At 57.9% G+C, this 16196-nt stretch carries 19 protein-coding genes; 8 read left to right on the top strand and 11 right to left on the bottom strand.

The window, feature by feature from the left end; all coding sequences use genetic code 11:
- Nucleotide 1 precedes the first annotated feature (1 nt).
- From fapA to pnuC, 3 genes are all read right to left on the bottom strand, one after another.
- Complete coding sequence (gene fapA / locus AC3WWR_RS07990) at nucleotides 2-439, bottom strand: functional amyloid chaperone FapA (protein WP_492598636.1); 438 nt, start codon at nucleotides 437-439, stop codon at nucleotides 2-4.
- Between the two features lie 333 nt (nucleotides 440-772).
- Complete coding sequence (locus AC3WWR_RS07985) at nucleotides 773-1297, bottom strand: AAA family ATPase (RefSeq protein ID WP_454866399.1); 525 nt, start codon at nucleotides 1295-1297, stop codon at nucleotides 773-775.
- Entirely contained in the window at nucleotides 1294-1857 is a 564-nt protein-coding gene (gene pnuC / locus AC3WWR_RS07980) for a nicotinamide riboside transporter PnuC (protein WP_020797146.1), read from the bottom strand. Before pnuC ends, AC3WWR_RS07985 begins: the two co-directional genes overlap by 4 nt.
- 285 nt (nucleotides 1858-2142) lie before the next feature.
- On the opposite strand from pnuC, the gene AC3WWR_RS07975 reads away from it, so the two are divergent.
- Together AC3WWR_RS07975 and AC3WWR_RS07970 are read left to right on the top strand one after the other, a co-directional pair.
- Complete coding sequence (locus AC3WWR_RS07975; RefSeq protein WP_033043490.1) at nucleotides 2143-2973, top strand: undecaprenyl-diphosphate phosphatase; 831 nt, start codon at nucleotides 2143-2145, stop codon at nucleotides 2971-2973.
- Complete coding sequence (locus tag AC3WWR_RS07970) at nucleotides 2970-3380, top strand: DUF1294 domain-containing protein (RefSeq protein ID WP_020797144.1); 411 nt, start codon at nucleotides 2970-2972, stop codon at nucleotides 3378-3380. The genes AC3WWR_RS07975 and AC3WWR_RS07970 overlap by 4 nt, the downstream gene beginning before the upstream one ends.
- Before the next feature lie 11 nt (nucleotides 3381-3391).
- Here the strand turns inward: AC3WWR_RS07970 and AC3WWR_RS07965 are convergent, their stop codons facing one another.
- Nucleotides 3392-3751 carry an MmcQ/YjbR family DNA-binding protein gene (locus tag AC3WWR_RS07965; RefSeq protein WP_083349167.1) on the bottom strand — a complete coding sequence of 120 codons (360 nt, stop codon included), beginning with the start codon at nucleotides 3749-3751 and terminating at the stop codon, nucleotides 3392-3394.
- On the bottom strand, nucleotides 3748-4656 hold the full coding sequence (locus AC3WWR_RS07960) for a LysR substrate-binding domain-containing protein (protein WP_083349166.1): 909 nt from the start codon (nucleotides 4654-4656) through the stop codon (nucleotides 3748-3750). Before AC3WWR_RS07960 ends, AC3WWR_RS07965 begins: the two co-directional genes overlap by 4 nt.
- A 132-nt stretch (nucleotides 4657-4788) precedes the next feature.
- Between AC3WWR_RS07960 and AC3WWR_RS07955 the strand changes: the two genes are divergently transcribed.
- Nucleotides 4789-5400 carry an FMN-dependent NADH-azoreductase gene (locus AC3WWR_RS07955; protein ID WP_020797141.1) on the top strand — a complete coding sequence of 204 codons (612 nt, stop codon included), beginning with the start codon at nucleotides 4789-4791 and terminating at the stop codon, nucleotides 5398-5400.
- A 183-nt stretch (nucleotides 5401-5583) separates the two neighbouring features.
- Complete coding sequence (locus tag AC3WWR_RS07950) at nucleotides 5584-6621, top strand: alpha/beta hydrolase family protein (protein WP_020797140.1); 1038 nt, start codon at nucleotides 5584-5586, stop codon at nucleotides 6619-6621.
- Between the two features lie 27 nt (nucleotides 6622-6648).
- On the opposite strand, the gene AC3WWR_RS07945 is transcribed toward AC3WWR_RS07950, so the two are convergent.
- The 3 genes from AC3WWR_RS07945 to AC3WWR_RS07935 all read right to left on the bottom strand — a co-directional run bounded on the left by AC3WWR_RS07945 (nucleotide 6649) and on the right by AC3WWR_RS07935 (nucleotide 10323).
- The gene (locus tag AC3WWR_RS07945) at nucleotides 6649-7089 is read right to left on the bottom strand and encodes a tail fiber domain-containing protein (RefSeq protein ID WP_080725356.1); all 441 of its coding nucleotides are present in this window, start codon (nucleotides 7087-7089) and stop codon (nucleotides 6649-6651) included.
- A gap of 159 nt (nucleotides 7090-7248) precedes the next feature.
- Complete coding sequence (locus tag AC3WWR_RS07940; RefSeq protein ID WP_492598626.1) at nucleotides 7249-8445, bottom strand: MFS transporter; 1197 nt, start codon at nucleotides 8443-8445, stop codon at nucleotides 7249-7251.
- A 291-nt stretch (nucleotides 8446-8736) separates the two neighbouring features.
- Entirely contained in the window at nucleotides 8737-10323 is a 1587-nt protein-coding gene (locus tag AC3WWR_RS07935) for an ABC-F family ATPase (protein ID WP_033044478.1), read from the bottom strand.
- Nucleotides 10324-10813: 490 nt separating this feature from the next.
- Between AC3WWR_RS07935 and lpxO the strand changes: the two genes are divergently transcribed.
- Nucleotides 10814-11713 carry a lipid A hydroxylase LpxO gene (gene lpxO, locus AC3WWR_RS07930; RefSeq protein ID WP_033044479.1) on the top strand — a complete coding sequence of 300 codons (900 nt, stop codon included), beginning with the start codon at nucleotides 10814-10816 and terminating at the stop codon, nucleotides 11711-11713.
- A gap of 117 nt (nucleotides 11714-11830) precedes the next feature.
- Here lpxO and ku read toward each other — a convergent pair whose 3' ends face one another.
- Complete coding sequence (gene ku, locus AC3WWR_RS07925) at nucleotides 11831-12691, bottom strand: non-homologous end joining protein Ku (RefSeq protein WP_492598625.1); 861 nt, start codon at nucleotides 12689-12691, stop codon at nucleotides 11831-11833.
- A 192-nt stretch (nucleotides 12692-12883) separates the two neighbouring features.
- Here ku and AC3WWR_RS07920 point away from each other — a divergent pair, with 192 nt between their 5' ends.
- Nucleotides 12884-13228 carry a hypothetical protein gene (locus tag AC3WWR_RS07920; protein ID WP_033044477.1) on the top strand — a complete coding sequence of 115 codons (345 nt, stop codon included), beginning with the start codon at nucleotides 12884-12886 and terminating at the stop codon, nucleotides 13226-13228.
- A gap of 51 nt (nucleotides 13229-13279) precedes the next feature.
- Nucleotides 13280-14431, top strand: coding sequence for a PQQ-dependent sugar dehydrogenase (locus AC3WWR_RS07915; protein WP_033044476.1), 1152 nt, complete (start codon nucleotides 13280-13282; stop codon nucleotides 14429-14431).
- 60 nt (nucleotides 14432-14491) lie between these two features.
- Here AC3WWR_RS07915 and eco read toward each other — a convergent pair whose 3' ends face one another.
- Nucleotides 14492-14974 (bottom strand): serine protease inhibitor ecotin, encoded by a 483-nt coding sequence (gene eco, locus AC3WWR_RS07910; RefSeq protein ID WP_020797132.1) that lies wholly within the window; start codon nucleotides 14972-14974, stop codon nucleotides 14492-14494.
- A gap of 302 nt (nucleotides 14975-15276) precedes the next feature.
- Between eco and AC3WWR_RS07905 the strand changes: the two genes are divergently transcribed.
- On the top strand, nucleotides 15277-15549 hold the full coding sequence (locus AC3WWR_RS07905) for a DUF1652 domain-containing protein (protein WP_492598624.1): 273 nt from the start codon (nucleotides 15277-15279) through the stop codon (nucleotides 15547-15549).
- Nucleotides 15550-15648: 99 nt separating this feature from the next.
- On the opposite strand, the gene AC3WWR_RS07900 is transcribed toward AC3WWR_RS07905, so the two are convergent.
- The gene (locus AC3WWR_RS07900) at nucleotides 15649-15921 is read right to left on the bottom strand and encodes a DUF2790 domain-containing protein (protein WP_168758205.1); all 273 of its coding nucleotides are present in this window, start codon (nucleotides 15919-15921) and stop codon (nucleotides 15649-15651) included.
- Between the last annotated feature and the right edge of the window lie 275 nt (nucleotides 15922-16196).

Genomic DNA, 16196 nt, shown 5'->3' with positions numbered 1-16196 from the left:
CTTAACGGTCTCCCGTTATGATTTTCAGGGCGCCCAGGCCCTGTTGGACGTTGGAGTTGACCATGTTGGCAATGCCGCTGCCGGAATTGCCCGAGCGCCCGGCGGGGAGGTTGGAAAGCTGGGTCTGGTTGCTGATGTTGCCGCCCAGGTTGTTGGTGTTTTGCGTCACTAGGCGGGAGATGCCTGCACCACTGGCAACGCCGGCAAAGTCACCGTCACTCAACTCATTGGTTTGAGCGAGGACCTGTTTGGACGGGTTGGCGTTGACGGTCGTGGGGTTAGGGTCGGGAACGAGCGGCGCACTCGTCGCGTTGCGCACCTGGACATCACGCTTGATGATGATAATGCCGTTGTCCGCTTGTACAGACAGACAAGCCATTGAGCTCAGTGCGCATCCGATCAGCAGGAGACTATGAATTTCGTTCTGGAGTTTCCCCACGGCGGCAATTCCTTCTGTAAGTGGAACGCTGGCCCTTATCAGCGTTGCAGGGGAAGAGAGCAGAAGGTGTGCCGGTTTTTGATTTGTCTTTAATAACAGTGGCTTGGCTTTAACTGTTGAGGTGGTGAAAAACACTTTGTAACGTCACTGAGACAAAGCCGCGCGAAAGTGCCGTCCATGCTGGCGGCATTGCTTGCTAAGGGCGTTTAGGGAGCGTTGTATCAGCGGCTTAACATTTTCTTGAAAGAATGCTCGAACCGCTCTAGCTCGATGATTTGCGCGAGATGAGGTGTTTCAGCAATGGACATTTTCTGGCAGGGCGGGGCCGCCCTGTCAGGTGCGTAGCAAGCGTGTCACAGCCTCGAACGCCATGTCCTTGCGTTGTTGCCAGTCACCTTGCAGTACCTCGTAAGGCTGGCGATGCAGCTCAAACCACTGGCGGCTGGCCTGGAAAAATGCCTGGCGTTCTTCCAGTTGCGGCTGGCAACGCTGTCCGTCGTCATGCCAGGCCACGGTATCAGGGCTCAGCAGCAGGTGAAGGTCGTAATGGCGTTTCTGCAAAGCCCGTTCGATCCATGACGGGCAAGCGCCGAACAACGTTCGACTCCAAAGTACATTGCTTAACAGGTGCGTATCGAGAATCAACAGTGGCGGCTGTTTCGCCCGTGCCTGATCTTCCCAAGTAAGCTGGCCAAGTGCTATGGGCGTAATGTCTTCGTAGCAGGTTAGCCGGGCTTCATTCTCGATGAAATACCGAACATATTCGCCGACCAATATGCCGCCGAAATTGGCGTAAATCTCGCTCGAAAGCCAGCTTTTGCCACTCGATTCCGGTCCTGCCAGCACCAGCACCTTCATGGGCATAGCACCGGGTCGCTGCGCCATGTCCGCCAGCCTTGAATAGCCAACAGGGCGAACAACCCATACAGGGCAGCCGTCAGGTACATCCCCTTATAGAGGAACAAGCCGACGAAGACGCAGTCCAGGACGATCCACAACGGCCAGCATTGCAGGCGTTTTTGCGCCATCCACCATTGCGCCACCAGGCTGAAAGCCGTGAGGGCGGCATCTAGCCAGGGTTGTGCGGCATCGGTCCAGTGCGCCATGGCGGCGCCCAGCAACAGGCTGCCGAGCGCGCCCAGGGCCAGCCCCGAAGCCACCGCCTGCCCATCCAGCCGGCTGACCTCGCGTCCAAGATGCGCCTGGCCTGCGCGCGTCCATTGCCACCAGCCATAAATCTGCAGCGCGGCATATATCACTTGCAGCAACATGTCCGAATACAGCTTCACCTCAAAAAAGATCCAGCTGTAGATCAGCACCATGACCAGGCCGATCGGCCAGCACCAAGGGTTCTGCTTGACCGTCAACCAGACGGCGATGACGCCGAGGGTAGCGGCAAACAGTTCAAGCCCGGACATAAGTTTCCCTGGAAAATCGAAGAGGGGGCGAATTGTAACCGGATTACCGCGAGGAGGCTTGATGCAGCGTCTCTATCGGAGCCTGCAACACGACAGCATTAGGCGTACTTGTCTGCTAGGATTTCGTCCCGCACGCAAAAACCTGAAATCAAACTGATTTTTCACGAAACTCTGGAGATTTTTGCGTAGGCTTGTGCGCGCGGGACTCAACGACGCTGATTTACAGTAAACGGCTTTGAATAAATTAACGGGGCATGCGTCGACGCATTGCCTTTTGGGGGATTGATGGATCTTTGGACGGCCTTTCAGGCTTTGATTCTTGGCATTGTAGAAGGGCTGACGGAGTTCTTGCCCATTTCCAGTACCGGGCACCAGATTATTGTCGCCGACTTGCTCAACTTCGGTGGTGAGCGTGCCATGGCGTTCAACATCATTATCCAGCTCGGCGCCATCCTGGCGGTAGTCTGGCAGTTTCGTCGCAAGATTTTCGATGTGGTAGTGGGCCTGCCGACGCAGCCCAATGCCCGGCGCTTTACCGCCAACCTGCTGATTGCCTTCTTTCCGGCGGTGGTATTGGGGGTGATTTTCGCCGACTTGATTCACCACTACCTGTTCAACCCGATCACGGTAGCCACGGCATTGGTCGTGGGCGGCATCGTCATGTTGTGGGCTGAAAAGCGCCAGCACGAAGTACATGCAGAAAGCGTCGATGACATGACCTGGAAAGACGCCCTTAAAGTCGGCCTGGCCCAGTGCCTGGCGATGATTCCGGGCACCTCGCGCTCAGGCTCGACGATCATCGGCGGCTTGTTGTTCGGCCTGTCGCGCAAGACCGCTACCGAGTTTTCCTTCTTCCTGGCCATGCCGACCATGGTGGGGGCTGCGGTGTACTCGGGGTACAAGTACCGCGACCTGTTCGTGCCTGCGGATTTCCCGGTGTTTGCGATTGGCTTCATCACGGCGTTCATTTTCGCGATGATCGCGGTGCGAGGCTTGCTCATGTTCATCGCCAGCCACAGTTATGCGGTGTTCGCCTGGTACCGCATTGCTTTCGGCTTGCTCATCCTGGCCACCTGGCAATTCGGTTGGGTTGACTGGACCGCGGCCAAGCCATGAATGGTGTCAGCGCGCGCAACGGGGCAAACATCCGCCACCTGCGCCTGAAGCTGCTGGTGTTTGCGATGGTGTGCGCGCTGCCGCTGTTCGGTTCGATGTCGTGGTGGCTGCAAGGGGGTTCACTGATTCCCCTGGCGGCCTACGGTATCGTCAGCGTGCTGGCGTTCCTGCTGTACTGGAGCGACAAGCGCAAAGCGCGCGTTGATCACTGGCGTACGCCGGAAAACGTCCTGCATGCGCTGGAATTCGCTGGCGGCTGGCCGGGCGCCTTGCTCGCGCAGCAAGTGTTTCGGCACAAGACGCGCAAGGTGTCCTTTCAACTGGTGTTCTGGATCATCGTGCTGCTGCACCAGGTGTTCTGGATCGACCAGCTGTTCCTCGAGGCGCAGCTGTTCTCACTGTTCTGATCGAGGCGCTGCTAGAGCAGCAGTCCGACCTGCGTGCGCTTGGGCAACTTGCTCACCACCAGTTGATGAGAGCGCTTCAGCAAGCCTTGCAATTCCTCGGCGCCGAGCGGGTAGGGCGTGGTCATGATAATCCATTGTGCCCGGGCCAGATAAGGCGCCGGGTGAATGCCGGGACGGTCGCAGTGCCCCAGAAACAGGTCCTTGTCGACCTTGAAAGCCAGTGACTCGCCGCGCAGGTTCTGCAAGGCAAACATCTTGTTGCCGGCAATCGAAAATACCCGCACGCCACCCCATTTGTAATCTTCACGGGCACCCGGCAAAGCCAGGCAAAAAGCCGCTACGTCGGCCTCGCTCATGCGTCCTGCCTTCATATCAAGCGATCTCCACAGGCATTGAATGTTTCGATCAGATGGTCAAGCCAGGCGCGCACGGCCGGCATCACGCCGCGTCGATGAGGGTAGACCGCCTGCAACCAACCCCCGGGCAGCGACCACTCGGGCAGTAACTGTACCAGTGAGCCATTTGCCAGCTCCTGCTCGCAATACATCATCGGCAGCGTCGTGAAGCCCTGGCCAGCCAGTGTGCAGGTCTTGCGCACGATGAAGTCGTCGATGCCCAGCCGCGCTTCTAGGGCCAGGTCGTATTTTTTGCCCTGGCGATCGACCAGGCCAATGTGCACCAGGCGATCGGGTTCGAGGGCGCCAAGTACCGGCAGGTTTTTCAGGTCGTCGGGATGATTGATCTCGAGCCCCTCTAGAAAGGCGGGGCTGGCGACCATCAGCATCTGCGCCTGGCGCAGGCGGCGAGTCACCAACAGCGGGTCTTCATCACCCGGTTCGCGCACGCGTAATGCAACGTCCACGCCTTCGGTCACCAGGTCGACGCGTCGATTGACCAGCATCACCTCCAGCTGCACTTGCGGATACTTCTCCAGGAAGTTGCTGATTACCCCCGGCAGCATTTCGTGAGCCAGGCCGACCGGGGAAGAGACCCGCAAGCGGCCACGGGGTTCGCTGGACATACTGGCCACGGCTTCGTCAGCCATTTCCGCTTCCAGTAGCATCGCCTGGCAGTGGCGCAGATAACGTTCGCCTACGGCAGTGAGTTTCAGTTGCCTTGTGGTGCGTTGCAGTAAACGTGCACCCAGGCGCTCTTCCAGCTCGGCGATGCGCCTGGACAAGCGCGACTTGGGAATCCCCAGTAAACGCCCGGCGGCCGCGAACCCGCCAGCCTCGACGACTTTGGCGAAGTAATAGAGATCATTGAGGTCTTGCATGGGCGTTTTCTCGATCGTTCTACCAGTGAGACAAACTATCGCATTGTTGCAGTCTAATCAGTTATTGGTTTGATCTGTAGGATTGTTTCCATCAGATCGCCCCTGACGGCGATCCTCACCTGGAGATCCCACATGAAACTGCTGCATATCGATTCGAGCATTCTTGGTGACAACTCGGCTTCCCGTCAGCTGAGCAGCGAAGTCGTCAAAGCCTGGCAAGCCGCCGAGCCGTCCGCCGTTGTGACCTACCGCGATCTGGCAGCCGACGCCATCAGCCATTTTTCCTCGACCACACTGGTTGCAGCGGGTACCACGGCTGAACTGCGCAACGCGGCCCAACAGCACGAAGCCGAACTGAGCGCGTCTACCCTGGCCGAGTTCCTCGCCGCGGATGCCGTGGTGATTGCAGCGCCGATGTATAACTTCACCATCCCGACCCAATTGAAGGCCTGGATCGACCGCATTGCCGTCGCCGGCCAGACATTCCGCTACACCGAAGCCGGCCCTGAAGGCCTGTGCGGTGGCAAGAAAGTGGTGGTCGTTTCGACTTCCGGTGGCCTGCACGCCGGCCAGGCAACCGGTGTTGCCCACGAAGACTACTTGAAGGTGCTGTTTGGTTTCATCGGCATTACCGACATCGAATTCGTCCGTGCCCACGGCCTGGCTTACGGTGACGAAGTGCGCGGCAAAGCGATGAGTGATGCCCAGGCACAAATCAGCGAGCAGCTGTTCGCCGCCGCATAAGGTTTGGATAAAGACCCCGCTGTCGCTGCAGGCAATCCCCAAAAAACTCTGTATTCTGTTCACGCAAGTGGCAGATGCGGAGTTTTTTGTTTCTCGGTATTGCTAATTGCGCTTGCAAAATTGTGGCCCGAGTCATGCAGTCGAGGCTTAACGTCTCCGTTCCGTAGCAAGGTGGGGCATCCCATGGTGCGTCTTTGTGCAGCTTTACTGATCTGTCTGCTCGCCAGCCTGAATTCAGTGCACGCCGCACCTGCGCCGCATCCTCACTGGAGCGTCGGTTTTCATGAAATGAGCTTTCTCGATCCGCTCGATCTGCAACCGATGCGGGCCATTGCGTTCTACCCTTCGAGCGCGAAGGAACACTCCAGCCGGCTTGAGGGCTACACCGTCGAAGCCGGCGAAGACACCAAAGTCGCCATGGGCCGGTTTCCAATGCTGATGCTGTCCCATGGCAACACCGGCACGCCATTGGCCCTGCATGACCTGGCCACGTCGCTGGCACGCAAGGGTTTTGTGGTGGTGGCTGTTATTCATCCCGGCGATAACTCCAAAGACCACAGCCGCCTCGGCACCTTGAGCAATTTGTACGGACGGCCGATCCAGATTTCCGAAGCCATCACCGCGACCCTGGGCGATCCCATGCTCGCGCCTTATGTCAATGCCGAGCAGGTTGGCGTCATTGGCTATTCGGCAGGCGGCGAGACGGCATTGATACTGTCGGGCGCGACTCCGGATCTGGATCGTCTGCGCCGCTACTGCCAGGAGCGCCCGGACGACCGTGATGCCTGCAATACCCAGGGTGAACTGATTGTCGACCGCGATGATTTGCAACCGGTAGCCGACCCGCGCGTCCATGCATTGCTGCTGATGGCGCCACTGAGCCTGAAGTTCGGTCGTCATACCCTGGCCGATGTGCATGTTCCGGTGCTGCTTTACAGCGGCGATGGCGACAAGCTGGTGTACCCCGACAAGAACGCCGCCGCCCTGGCGCGCAAACTGCCCGTCGCCCCCGATTTCAAGCTGCTGGCCGGGGCCGGGCACTTCGTATTCATGGCTCCGTGCAATGACGAGCAGATCGTTGTCACGCCAGCCTTGTGCACCGATGCCGACGGTGTCGATCGCGTCGATATTCACCGCAACCTGATCTCCGAAGCCGGACGCTTTTTTTCTCGCACACTGGGCAGAGCGACGCGAGCAGGAATGCAGACCGCCGATCAATGAATGGCAACCAGGCGCTTTTATAATTCGTTACTTGTTAGCCAAGGCTGTTTCCAGGGTTTGAACTCTGGCATTCAGTTCGCGAACGGATTCAATCAATGGTGCAACAAGTTTCTGATAGTCCACTTGCAGGTGATCACCTTCTGTGCGTACCAACTGTGGATAGACCTTCTGTACATCTTGTGCGATCAGGCCAACATCAGGCTGGTCGTTGTGCTTCCAGTTGAATGTCACGCCACGGAGTTTAAGCAGATTCTCCGTCGGGTTTTCCAAGCGCTGGACATTTTGTTTCAGGCGTTCATCGCTGAATGGGCAGCAATCGCCGCCAATGCCACCAGAGTCTGGCGGGCCGCCAACATCATAGCAGACGCCATTGTGGCAGATTTGCTGTTGAACCGAACTTTCGGCATTTGCAGTGGGGGCCAGTAAGAACGCCAGTATTGGAGTAAACACGGTTAGAGCTGTTCGCATCGTCTATTCTTTCCGAGTAAGAATTTAATGTAGGTGTGTCATCCGTGATTTTGTCAAAGTTGATGATTATAACAACGATGGCACTCTGCATTAATTGATGCGTGATATTGCGTGCTAATGTGTTTGCAAATGCTTATAGGGTTGTAATGGTGTATTTATTTAACTAGCAGGACTTGTGACCCGACGTGAAAGCAACAAAGTAAGACAAAGTCCGGTGACGGACAGCAACGCCGCGCACAAGAAGATCCACGGATACCCCAGGTTCAACGCCACCGCCCCCATCAGCGGGCCGGCAATCGCCAGGGCCAGGTCGAAAAACACCGCGTAAGCACTCAAGCCCGCGCCGCGACTGGCGTTGGGCACCTGCTTGATTGCCTCGACGCCCAGTGCCGGATACACCAGCGACAAGCCGAACCCGGTCAGGCCGGCACCGATCAAGGCATAGCCAGTCGAAGGCGCCAGCCACAGCAGCGCCAGGCCGATGGTCTCGATGGTCATACAGGCGATGGCCGACGGGAAGCCGCCAAATCGGCTAATGCTGGAAATGAACAGCAACCGGGCCAGGATGAAACATACCCCGAATACCGTCAGGCAATACGCCGCACCGCTCCAGCCTCGATTGATGTAATAAAGGGTAATAAAGGTGGTGAGGGTGCCGTAGCCGATCGAAGCCAGGCTGAGGCTTGCGCCAAACGGTGCAATGCGCCCGAACACCGCCCAAAAGGGCAGGCGCTCACCGCGCACGACCGGCACCGACGGTTTGTTGCGAATCAGCAGCAGCGCCGCCAGGGCCAGCACCGACAGGGCGATACCCAGGCTGGCAAACCCCAGTTGACTGACCATCACCACCCCCAGCGGCGCCCCGATGGCAATCGCCCCGTAGGAGGCAATACCGTTCCAGGAGATCGAGCGCGCGGTGTGTTCGGCACCCACCTGTCCCATGCACCAACTGATGGTGCCGACCCCGATCAGCCCTTGGGCGATGCCCAGCAAAAGGCGTCCGGCGATCAGGACCAGCAAGCTGATTAAAGGTGCGCTTTGCAACAACACCGACAACAAAGTCAGCCCGCCACTCAGCACAATCCCCGACAGGCCATAAACGATCGCGCGCTTGGTACCGACATTGTCCGACATGCGCCCGGCCATGGGCCGGCTGAGCAGGGTAGCCAGGTATTGCGAGCCAATGGTCAGCCCTGCGACGACGGCACTGAACCCGAGCTGTTCATGGACGTATCCTGGCAACACCGCAATGGGCAGGCCAATGCAGAGGAAGGCGACAAAGGTATAGAAAACGATGGAAACGATCTGCAGGGTGATCGCCATGGAGCTTTGCGGTGGCTGTTCTTGCGCAGACATGAAGGGCTCGTTCGCGGGCGGCGGCAGGAGAACTGCATGATGGAGTGGCGGCGAGATAAAAGAAAGCAGGCTAACTAATTAGGCTTGAGATTTGATCGTTCCTACGCGCTGCGTGGGAATGCCTCAACGGACGCTCCGCGTTCGGCTCTGGATTGGGACGCGGAGCGTCCCGGGCTGCATTCCCACGCAGAGCGTGGGAATGATCTAAAACGTTCGGATAACGCATTCATCCAGATTTCACGCGTTATCGTTAACGTCCATCGCGAGCATGCTCGCTCCTACAGGCTGCTCTTAGAACACTACGCCCTGGCTACGCAGGTAGTCGTCATAGGTGCCGCTGAAGTCAGTCACGCCATTAGGGCTCAACTCGATGATGCGGGTTGCCAGGGACGACACGAACTCGCGGTCGTGGCTGACGAAGATCAGCGTGCCCGGGTAGTTTTCCAGCGCCAGGTTCAGCGCCTCGATGGATTCCATGTCCAAGTGGTTGGTTGGTTCGTCCATCACCAGCACGTTCGGCTTTTGCAGGATCAGCTTGCCAAACAGCATGCGACCTTGCTCACCACCGGAGATGACCTTGACCGACTTGAGGATCTCGTCGTTGGAGAACAGCATCCGGCCCAGGGTGCCACGAATGATCTGCTCGCCCTGGGTCCACTGGCCCATCCAGTCGAACAGGCTGACATCGTCTTCGAAGTCGTGGGCGTGGTCCTGGGCGTAGTAGCCCAGCTCTGCGCTTTCGGTCCATTTTACGGAGCCGGCATCCGGGGTCAGTTCGCCCATCAAGGTACGCAGCAGGGTGGTCTTGCCGATGCCGTTCGGGCCGATGATCGCCACGCGCTCGCCAGCTTCGACGGTGAAGCTGAAGTTCTTGAACAGGGTCTTGCCATCGAAGCCCTTGGACATCTGCTCGATGGTCACGGCCTGGCGGTGCAGCTTCTTGGTCTGCTCGAACCGGATGAACGGGCTCACGCGGCTCGAGGGCTTGACCTCGGCCAGCTGGATCTTGTCGATCTGCTTGGCACGGGAAGTGGCCTGCTTGGCTTTCGAGGCGTTCGCCGAGAAGCGGCTGACGAAGGTTTGCAGTTCGGCAATCTGGGCTTTTTTCTTGGCGTTGTCCGACAGCAACTGCTCGCGGGACTGGGTCGCCGCGGTCATGTACTCGTCGTAGTTACCCGGGAACAGGCGCAGCTCACCGTAGTCCAGGTCGGCCATGTGGGTGCAGACGCTGTTGAGGAAGTGACGGTCGTGGGAAATGATGATCATGGTGCTGTTTCGCACCGTGAGGATGGATTCCAGCCAGCGAATGGTGTTGATGTCCAGGTGGTTGGTCGGTTCATCGAGCAACAGCACTTCCGGATCGGAGAACAGGGCCTGGGCCAGCAACACCCGAAGTTTCCACCCTGGAGCCACTTCGGACATCGGGCCGAAATGCTGTTCCAGCGGAATTCCCAGGCCCAGCAGCAGTTCACCAGCACGGGATTCGGCGGTGTAGCCGTCCATTTCGGCGAATTCGGTTTCCAGCTCGGCCACGGCCATGCCGTCTTCCTCGCTCATTTCCGGCAGCGAGTAGATGCGATCGCGCTCGGCCTTGACCTTCCACAGCTCTTCGTGACCCATGATCACGGTGTCGATCACGGTGAATTCTTCGTAGGCGAACTGGTCCTGGCGCAATTTACCCAGGCGCACGTTCGGCTCCAGCATGACCTGGCCGCCGGACGGCTCGAGGTCACCGCCCAAGATCTTCATGAACGTCGACTTGCCGCAACCATTGGCCCCGATCAGGCCATAGCGGTTGCCGCCGTTGAATTTGACCGAAACGTTTTCGAACAACGGCTTGGCGCCGAACTGCATCGTGATGTTAGCTGTAGAAATCAAAGGTTTTTCCTGCGAAGCATTCAGAGTAGCTAGGGTTGCGGCAGTACCGATTCAGTACCCGTTAACGCTGTTCGACCATGGGACGTACATCCCGGTCAGCAGCGCAAGATCCATCTGGCAATAAGTGGACAGCAGCATTGGGAGCGCTTGGCCCGAGTCGAAGTGCGCTGAGGCCGGGATTTCCCGTCATCAACCAAGGGGGGCGCGTAAAGTTTGGCGGCGATTGTACTGGTCTGGCCATATAAACGATAGGGCAATAAGGCCGCACCGACGCATTGACGGTATCAACGGACAGATTTTCACATCTCAAGGCTAACAATTGGTTACGGACGATGGCTAAAATGCCATCTTTCACTGATGCCAAACGTTGGCGTCGGCTCAAGGACGGGCCACCGGGCCCGTTGTCTGGTTTTCAGGCACTACTCAGGCTCCGCAGGCTATTGGTTGCCAGGGAGCGCAGTTTGCTCACCTCTGACGTGTGACGATTTTCGTGAAACTCATCATTGCCGCTGTCTACGTTATATCCATCGCGTATGTCCATCTGCGTGGCCGTGTACGCCACAAACTGGGCCGTCAGCTGAGCGACCACTCGACGTTCCTGGCGCCGATCAATTGCTTGCTTTATCTGTTCTCGAAGATCCCTAACAAGCCGTTTCTCAACCCGGCGGACTTTCCCGACCTCGCGCCACTGCAGACGCATTGGGAGGAGATTCGCGCCGAAGGCCAGAACCTGCTGAAGGCGGGGGAGATCAAGCGCTCCAATGATTACGATGACGTCGGCTTCAACTCCTTCTTCAAGACCGGCTGGAAGCGCTTCTACCTCAAGTGGTACGGCGATAGCCACCCATCGGCCATGAAGCTTTGCCCGCGCACCACCGAATTGGTACAGAGCATCGGCTCGATCAAGGCGGCGATGTTCGCCGAATTGCCGCCGGGTTCGAAACTGGTTCGCCATCGTGATCCGTATGCCGGCTCCTACCGCTATCACCTGGGCCTGGAGACACCTAACGATTCGGGCTGCTACATCAACGTCGACGGCGAAAACTATCATTGGCGCGACGGTGAAGCGGTGATGTTCGACGAGACGTTCATTCATTACGCACACAACACCACCGAGCAGAACCGCATCATTCTGTTTTGCGATGTGGAGCGCCCGATGAAGTACCGCTGGGTGGCCGCATTCAACCGCTGGTTCAGCCGCAATGTGATGGCGGCTGCCGGTGCGCCGAATGAGGCGGGCGACAAGACCGGAGGCATCAACCGCCTGTTCGGCAAGATTTACAAGATCCGCTTGAATGGCAAAGCCTTGAAAAAGCGTAATCGCAAGCTTTATTACCTGCAGAAGTGGGCCTTCTTTGGTGGGTTGCTGGCGATTTTTGTCCTGGTTTGATTTTCGTTTGTCAAAACTGACGTCATCGCCGGCGAGCCCGCTCCCACAGGTTTTGTGGCCACCGCCTATCTTTGTAGGAGCTGGCTTGCCAGCGATGAGGCCGGAACGTTCAACCCCTCACTTGCTGACTTTTTTCCGCGCCGCCGGTTTTGTCGGCGATTTGGGCTTGGCCGTCTCCTTGCTCCCGCCCTTGCCCCCCAGGCTACGCTTGAGCAACTCAGTCAAGTCAATGACATCCGCGGTCTTGCGCTCCTCCTCGCCAGTGGCTGTTTCAACATCCTCGATTTTGCCTTCATGGGCTTTCTTGTCCACCAGGGCCATGATCTTGTCTTCGAATTCGTCCCGGTAATCCTCCGGCGACCATTCGACGCTCATGTCCTCTACCAGGCGCTTGGCCATGTCGAGTTCGCCCTTGGCCAACTCGGCCTTGGTCACATCCGGTCCTAATGCCAACTCGTCCAGACTGCGCACTTCCGCCGGCCAGCGCAGCTTCACGAGGACCATGGCCGATTCCAGCGGCATCAAGGCCGCGAGGTATTGGCGGGTATGCAGCACCACGCGGGCCAGCGCGACTTTATTGGTTTTGGTCAAGGTTTCACGCAACAGGGCATAGACCTTGCCGCCGCGTTTATCCGGTGCCAGGTAGTAGGGCGTGTCGATGTTCTGCAGCGGGATTTGCTTGCTGTCGACAAAGGCAAAGATATCGATAGTCTGGGTCGAGAGTGGATGCGCCGAGCGAATCTCCTCCTCGCTGAGCACCACATATCGACCTTTTTCGTATTGCACGCCTTTGACGATGTGCTCTTTGGTGACTTCCTTGCCGGTGACTTTATTGACGCGTTTGTAGCCCACCGGGTCCATGCTGCGACTGTCGAGCCAGTCGAAATCCACCCCGTGGGAGGACGTCGCCGAGACCAGCGCCACAGGGATATGCACCAGCCCGAAACTGATCGCGCCTTTCCAGATTGCCCGTGCCATGGTCGTCTTTCCGAAAGTGATGTTCAGGTGACCTTGGGCCTCGTGCAAAAGTTTCAGCGGCCTGCAGGCCGTGTGGGGCTGTGCGTCGACGTCGTGTTACATCTTGCCGGGAAGTTTGGGTTAACAAATCCCGATCCCAGGCGTAGCGTGCTATGGACGAATCTATTCACGCATCCTTCGCGAGGCTCGCCAATGAACCGATACGTACCTGGCCTTATCGTGCTGGCATTGAGCGGCGTACTCGGTCACATGGCCCAGGCCGGCACCGCTTCGCCCGGCGCTCCGATACAGTTGGCGCAAAACCTGCCGGGCAGCACCCACAACAATCCCTACAACAGTCCGATCCGCCGGGCCAACCCAAACAGCATGCAAGGCACACAGCCCAGTGCCCCGGCCATCCGCGGGCCGAACACCGTACCCGTGCCACGACCGCCCACCCTTGACAACGGTGGCATCGGCAATCGCTACCCGCAGGATCGCTCGGCCCCCAGCAGCGCCCCGAAGTTCATCCCCAATCCACCGCCCCGTAGCCCTTGAAGGACCGGGCTGGCGTCCTGTTGGCCCATCCCATGACAAAAGGAATCGTGCATGTTGCGTAGTAGCCTCCTGAGCACTTTTTTTGCCAGCACCTTGTTAGCCGCCAGCGCGCCTGTTCTGGCAGCAACCACCCAGGACATGCAAAGCGAGCAGGGCACCCTTGAGGTGACGCTGATCGCCTCGGGACTTGTACACCCCTGGGCGCTGGCTTTTCTGCCGGACCGGCAGGGCATGCTGGTCACCGAGCGACCGGGCAACCTGCGTGTGGTGACAGCCGACGGCAAGTTGTCAGCACCGCTCAACGGCGTGCCCAAGGTCTGGGCCAAGGGGCAGGGCGGCTTGCTGGATGTGGCGCTGTCGCCTGACTTCAGGCAAGACCGGATGATTTACCTGTCCTATGCCGAAGGCGGCGGCCAGGGTGGCAAGGCGGGTACTGCGGTTGGCCGCGCACGGTTGTCCGAAGACCTGACGACCCTGAAGGATTTCCGGGTAATTTTCCGTCAGGAGCCCAAGCTCTCGGTGGGCAACCATTTTGGCTCGCGGCTGGTTTTCGACCGGGACGGCTTCCTGTTCATTACGCTGGGGGAAAACAACGACCGGCCCACCGCCCAGGACCTCGACAAGTTGCAGGGCAAGGTCGTAAGGATCTATCCCGACGGCCAGGTGCCTGGAGACAACCCCTTTGTCGGACAGGCCGACGTGCGCCCGGAAATATGGGCCTACGGCGTTCGTAATCCACAAGGCGCGGCGCTCAACCCTTGGACCGGCACGCTCTGGGAAAACGAACACGGTCCCCTGGGCGGTGATGAGGTCAATATCATCGAGCGCGGCAAGAATTACGGTTGGCCGCTGGCCACCCACGGCATCAATTACTCGGGCCAGCCGATCCCGGAAGCCAAAGGTAAAACCGCCGAAGGTACTCGTGGGCCAAATCATGTCTGGGAAAAGTCCCCCGGGCTGAGCGGCTTGGCATTCTACGACGGCGACCGCTTCAAGGACTGGCAGCACAACGCGTTCATTGGCGCGCTGGTGACCCGGGAATTGATTCGCCTGCAGTTCGACGGCGACAAGGTGATTCACGAAGAACGCTTGCTGGGCGAACTCGACAAGCGCATCCGCGATGTGCGGCAGGGGCCGGATGGGTATTTGTATGTGCTGACCGATGAAGAGGACGGAGCGTTGTACAAGATAGGGTTGAAATAACGCTTACCCGATCGTTCTCACGTTTGGGAGCGATCGGGTAGACCGGGCTCAAAATGGCAGTTATTCCTCGACAGCCTTCTCAACCTTGCTCGAGGCCGACCAGACCCGGTAGCGAACCTCGATGTCCTTGGGCACATAGAGCACGATCGGCAGTTTGCTGTTGTAGCGCAGCATGAAACCGTCACCGACCACCGGCACGAAATCCTGCTGGCGCTTGCCATCCGGGCAGGCCATCAGCGTGCTCATCGGGCCGATGACTTTTTCCAGGCGGTAGAACGGATACCCCCAACCTTCGAGGTTCTTCTCGTCGAGAATGCCACCCAGGCGTTGGCGATTGCAGTCGACTTCCAAAATCTTGCCAGCAAGGATCTGGACCTGGAAGTCGTCTTCACGGGTTTGCGGGGCGAGGTGGATGACCTGACGACTGAAACCCTTTTCAGGTTTCGGAAAGGGTGCAACATCTTCGAGCTTTGCCCCATGGGCGATGCTCGACAGCGTGACGGCGATCAGCCCGATGGTGGTGCTGATGGTCGATGAACCCATGATGCCTCCTTGCGTATGTGTAGGTGAGCCGATTCTTGATCGGCCGGGCGCCATTCTCGACGCCGGCAGCGGCCAATGCAAATCCCTTGCCTGAACATGCAATTTGCAGGGCCTTCATCAACCTTTTTTGCAATTTGCATGACCGTAATCACGAGTCCTTACAATAACCCCTTGAATTACCGATGAGCTGCACAGCGAGATTCAAGGCATGTTTTATGCTGTAGCTGTTCTCAAGCTGACCGGGATTCCATATGAGTCAGTGTCGATGATTAATTGGCAGTCTCACAACGGAGAAGGTCGCCATGTTTCTTTCTGCCTTGGAACTTCGCAACATCATTGAAAGCAGTTTTCTACCGAGACGCTGTCAATGCACGCTGTCGCCGGACATGTCCATGACTGTAAAAGTGTATGCCGATGGGGAGACCGATCAGCTCGATCTGGTAAAAACCGGAATCGATGCCCATCAACTCAATGGCTGTCGGGAAATCAACGAGCTGATAGCTGTCCTGCGTACCGATCTTCAAAACCATTACACAGAACCCGGGCATAACCAGAGGCTGCGCAAAGCGTTTTAAGCCGGCATTTCATGCTCTACCGATTCGCGCCGGGGCGGGAAAACCCCAGATCCGGCGCGTCTGTTTTTAACTGCGAGCAACTATTTTGGTCCTTTCCCTTCAGTTTTGATAACTGCAGGCGTCAGACAGTTTTCGGTAGGCGATTTCTGCAGGTTGACCCGACTGTGAGTCGATGTATTTCATCGTCGCTGTGATCACTTCGCAATCCAGGGTGGTGGGTTCGTTCAGCGCAATCACTTTGCCCACGTGCAACGGCATGCCGTAGTGGTAGGAAGGCACGTTTTGTGCGGACGTAGTGTCGTTGGCCTGTGCAATGCCGGTCGATGAAGCACAGACAAGGGCGATTGAAACGAGCAGGGCGCGCGAGTTCATGAGGCAATCTCCAGTGCAGTCGCAAGTTAGCTCGACGTGTCGTCGAACCTGCCGCACTGGGCGTCAGAGGGCTCTGAGGGCGTGCGGTCCAGTAGAGTGTTGGACTGCGCGATTAAGCATTGGTTAACTTCGCTGAACGCCACCTGTCGTACTGCCACTACCGTTCGGCGGCATTTTTCCATCAAACCGGATCACTATTGAGACTAAAGTCGTCTGCAGCAAGAAAAAGCCTTCTGCCATCATTGCCGTTCACCCCCGCGTGTTCACTTCAGCCC

The organism is Pseudomonas sp. EB271-G4-1 (assembly GCF_058791355.1).
Note: the sequence above shows the minus strand (reverse complement) of the source record. Positions and strands in the feature narration are given on the sequence as shown.

Bases quoted from the DNA above. Each gene is read 5' to 3' on its own strand.
- AC3WWR_RS07985 (WP_454866399.1), bottom strand. From the start codon at position 1,297: ATGAAGGTGCTGGTGCTGGCAGGACCGGAATCGAGTGGCAAAAGCTGG.
- pnuC (WP_020797146.1), bottom strand. From the start codon at position 1,857: ATGTCCGGGCTTGAACTGTTTGCCGCTACCCTCGGCGTCATCGCCGTC.
- AC3WWR_RS07975 (WP_033043490.1), top strand. From the start codon at position 2,143: ATGGATCTTTGGACGGCCTTTCAGGCTTTGATTCTTGGCATTGTAGAA.
- AC3WWR_RS07970 (WP_020797144.1), top strand. From the start codon at position 2,970: ATGAATGGTGTCAGCGCGCGCAACGGGGCAAACATCCGCCACCTGCGC.
- AC3WWR_RS07965 (WP_083349167.1), bottom strand. From the start codon at position 3,751: ATGAAGGCAGGACGCATGAGCGAGGCCGACGTAGCGGCTTTTTGCCTG.
- AC3WWR_RS07960 (WP_083349166.1), bottom strand. From the start codon at position 4,656: ATGCAAGACCTCAATGATCTCTATTACTTCGCCAAAGTCGTCGAGGCT.
- AC3WWR_RS07955 (WP_020797141.1), top strand. From the start codon at position 4,789: ATGAAACTGCTGCATATCGATTCGAGCATTCTTGGTGACAACTCGGCT.
- AC3WWR_RS07950 (WP_020797140.1), top strand. From the start codon at position 5,584: ATGGTGCGTCTTTGTGCAGCTTTACTGATCTGTCTGCTCGCCAGCCTG.
- AC3WWR_RS07945 (WP_080725356.1), bottom strand. From the start codon at position 7,089: ATGCGAACAGCTCTAACCGTGTTTACTCCAATACTGGCGTTCTTACTG.
- AC3WWR_RS07940 (WP_492598626.1), bottom strand. From the start codon at position 8,445: ATGTCTGCGCAAGAACAGCCACCGCAAAGCTCCATGGCGATCACCCTG.
- ku (WP_492598625.1), bottom strand. From the start codon at position 12,691: ATGGCACGGGCAATCTGGAAAGGCGCGATCAGTTTCGGGCTGGTGCAT.
- AC3WWR_RS07920 (WP_033044477.1), top strand. From the start codon at position 12,884: ATGAACCGATACGTACCTGGCCTTATCGTGCTGGCATTGAGCGGCGTA.
- AC3WWR_RS07915 (WP_033044476.1), top strand. From the start codon at position 13,280: ATGTTGCGTAGTAGCCTCCTGAGCACTTTTTTTGCCAGCACCTTGTTA.
- eco (WP_020797132.1), bottom strand. From the start codon at position 14,974: ATGGGTTCATCGACCATCAGCACCACCATCGGGCTGATCGCCGTCACG.
- AC3WWR_RS07905 (WP_492598624.1), top strand. From the start codon at position 15,277: ATGTTTCTTTCTGCCTTGGAACTTCGCAACATCATTGAAAGCAGTTTT.
- AC3WWR_RS07900 (WP_168758205.1), bottom strand. From the start codon at position 15,921: ATGAACTCGCGCGCCCTGCTCGTTTCAATCGCCCTTGTCTGTGCTTCA.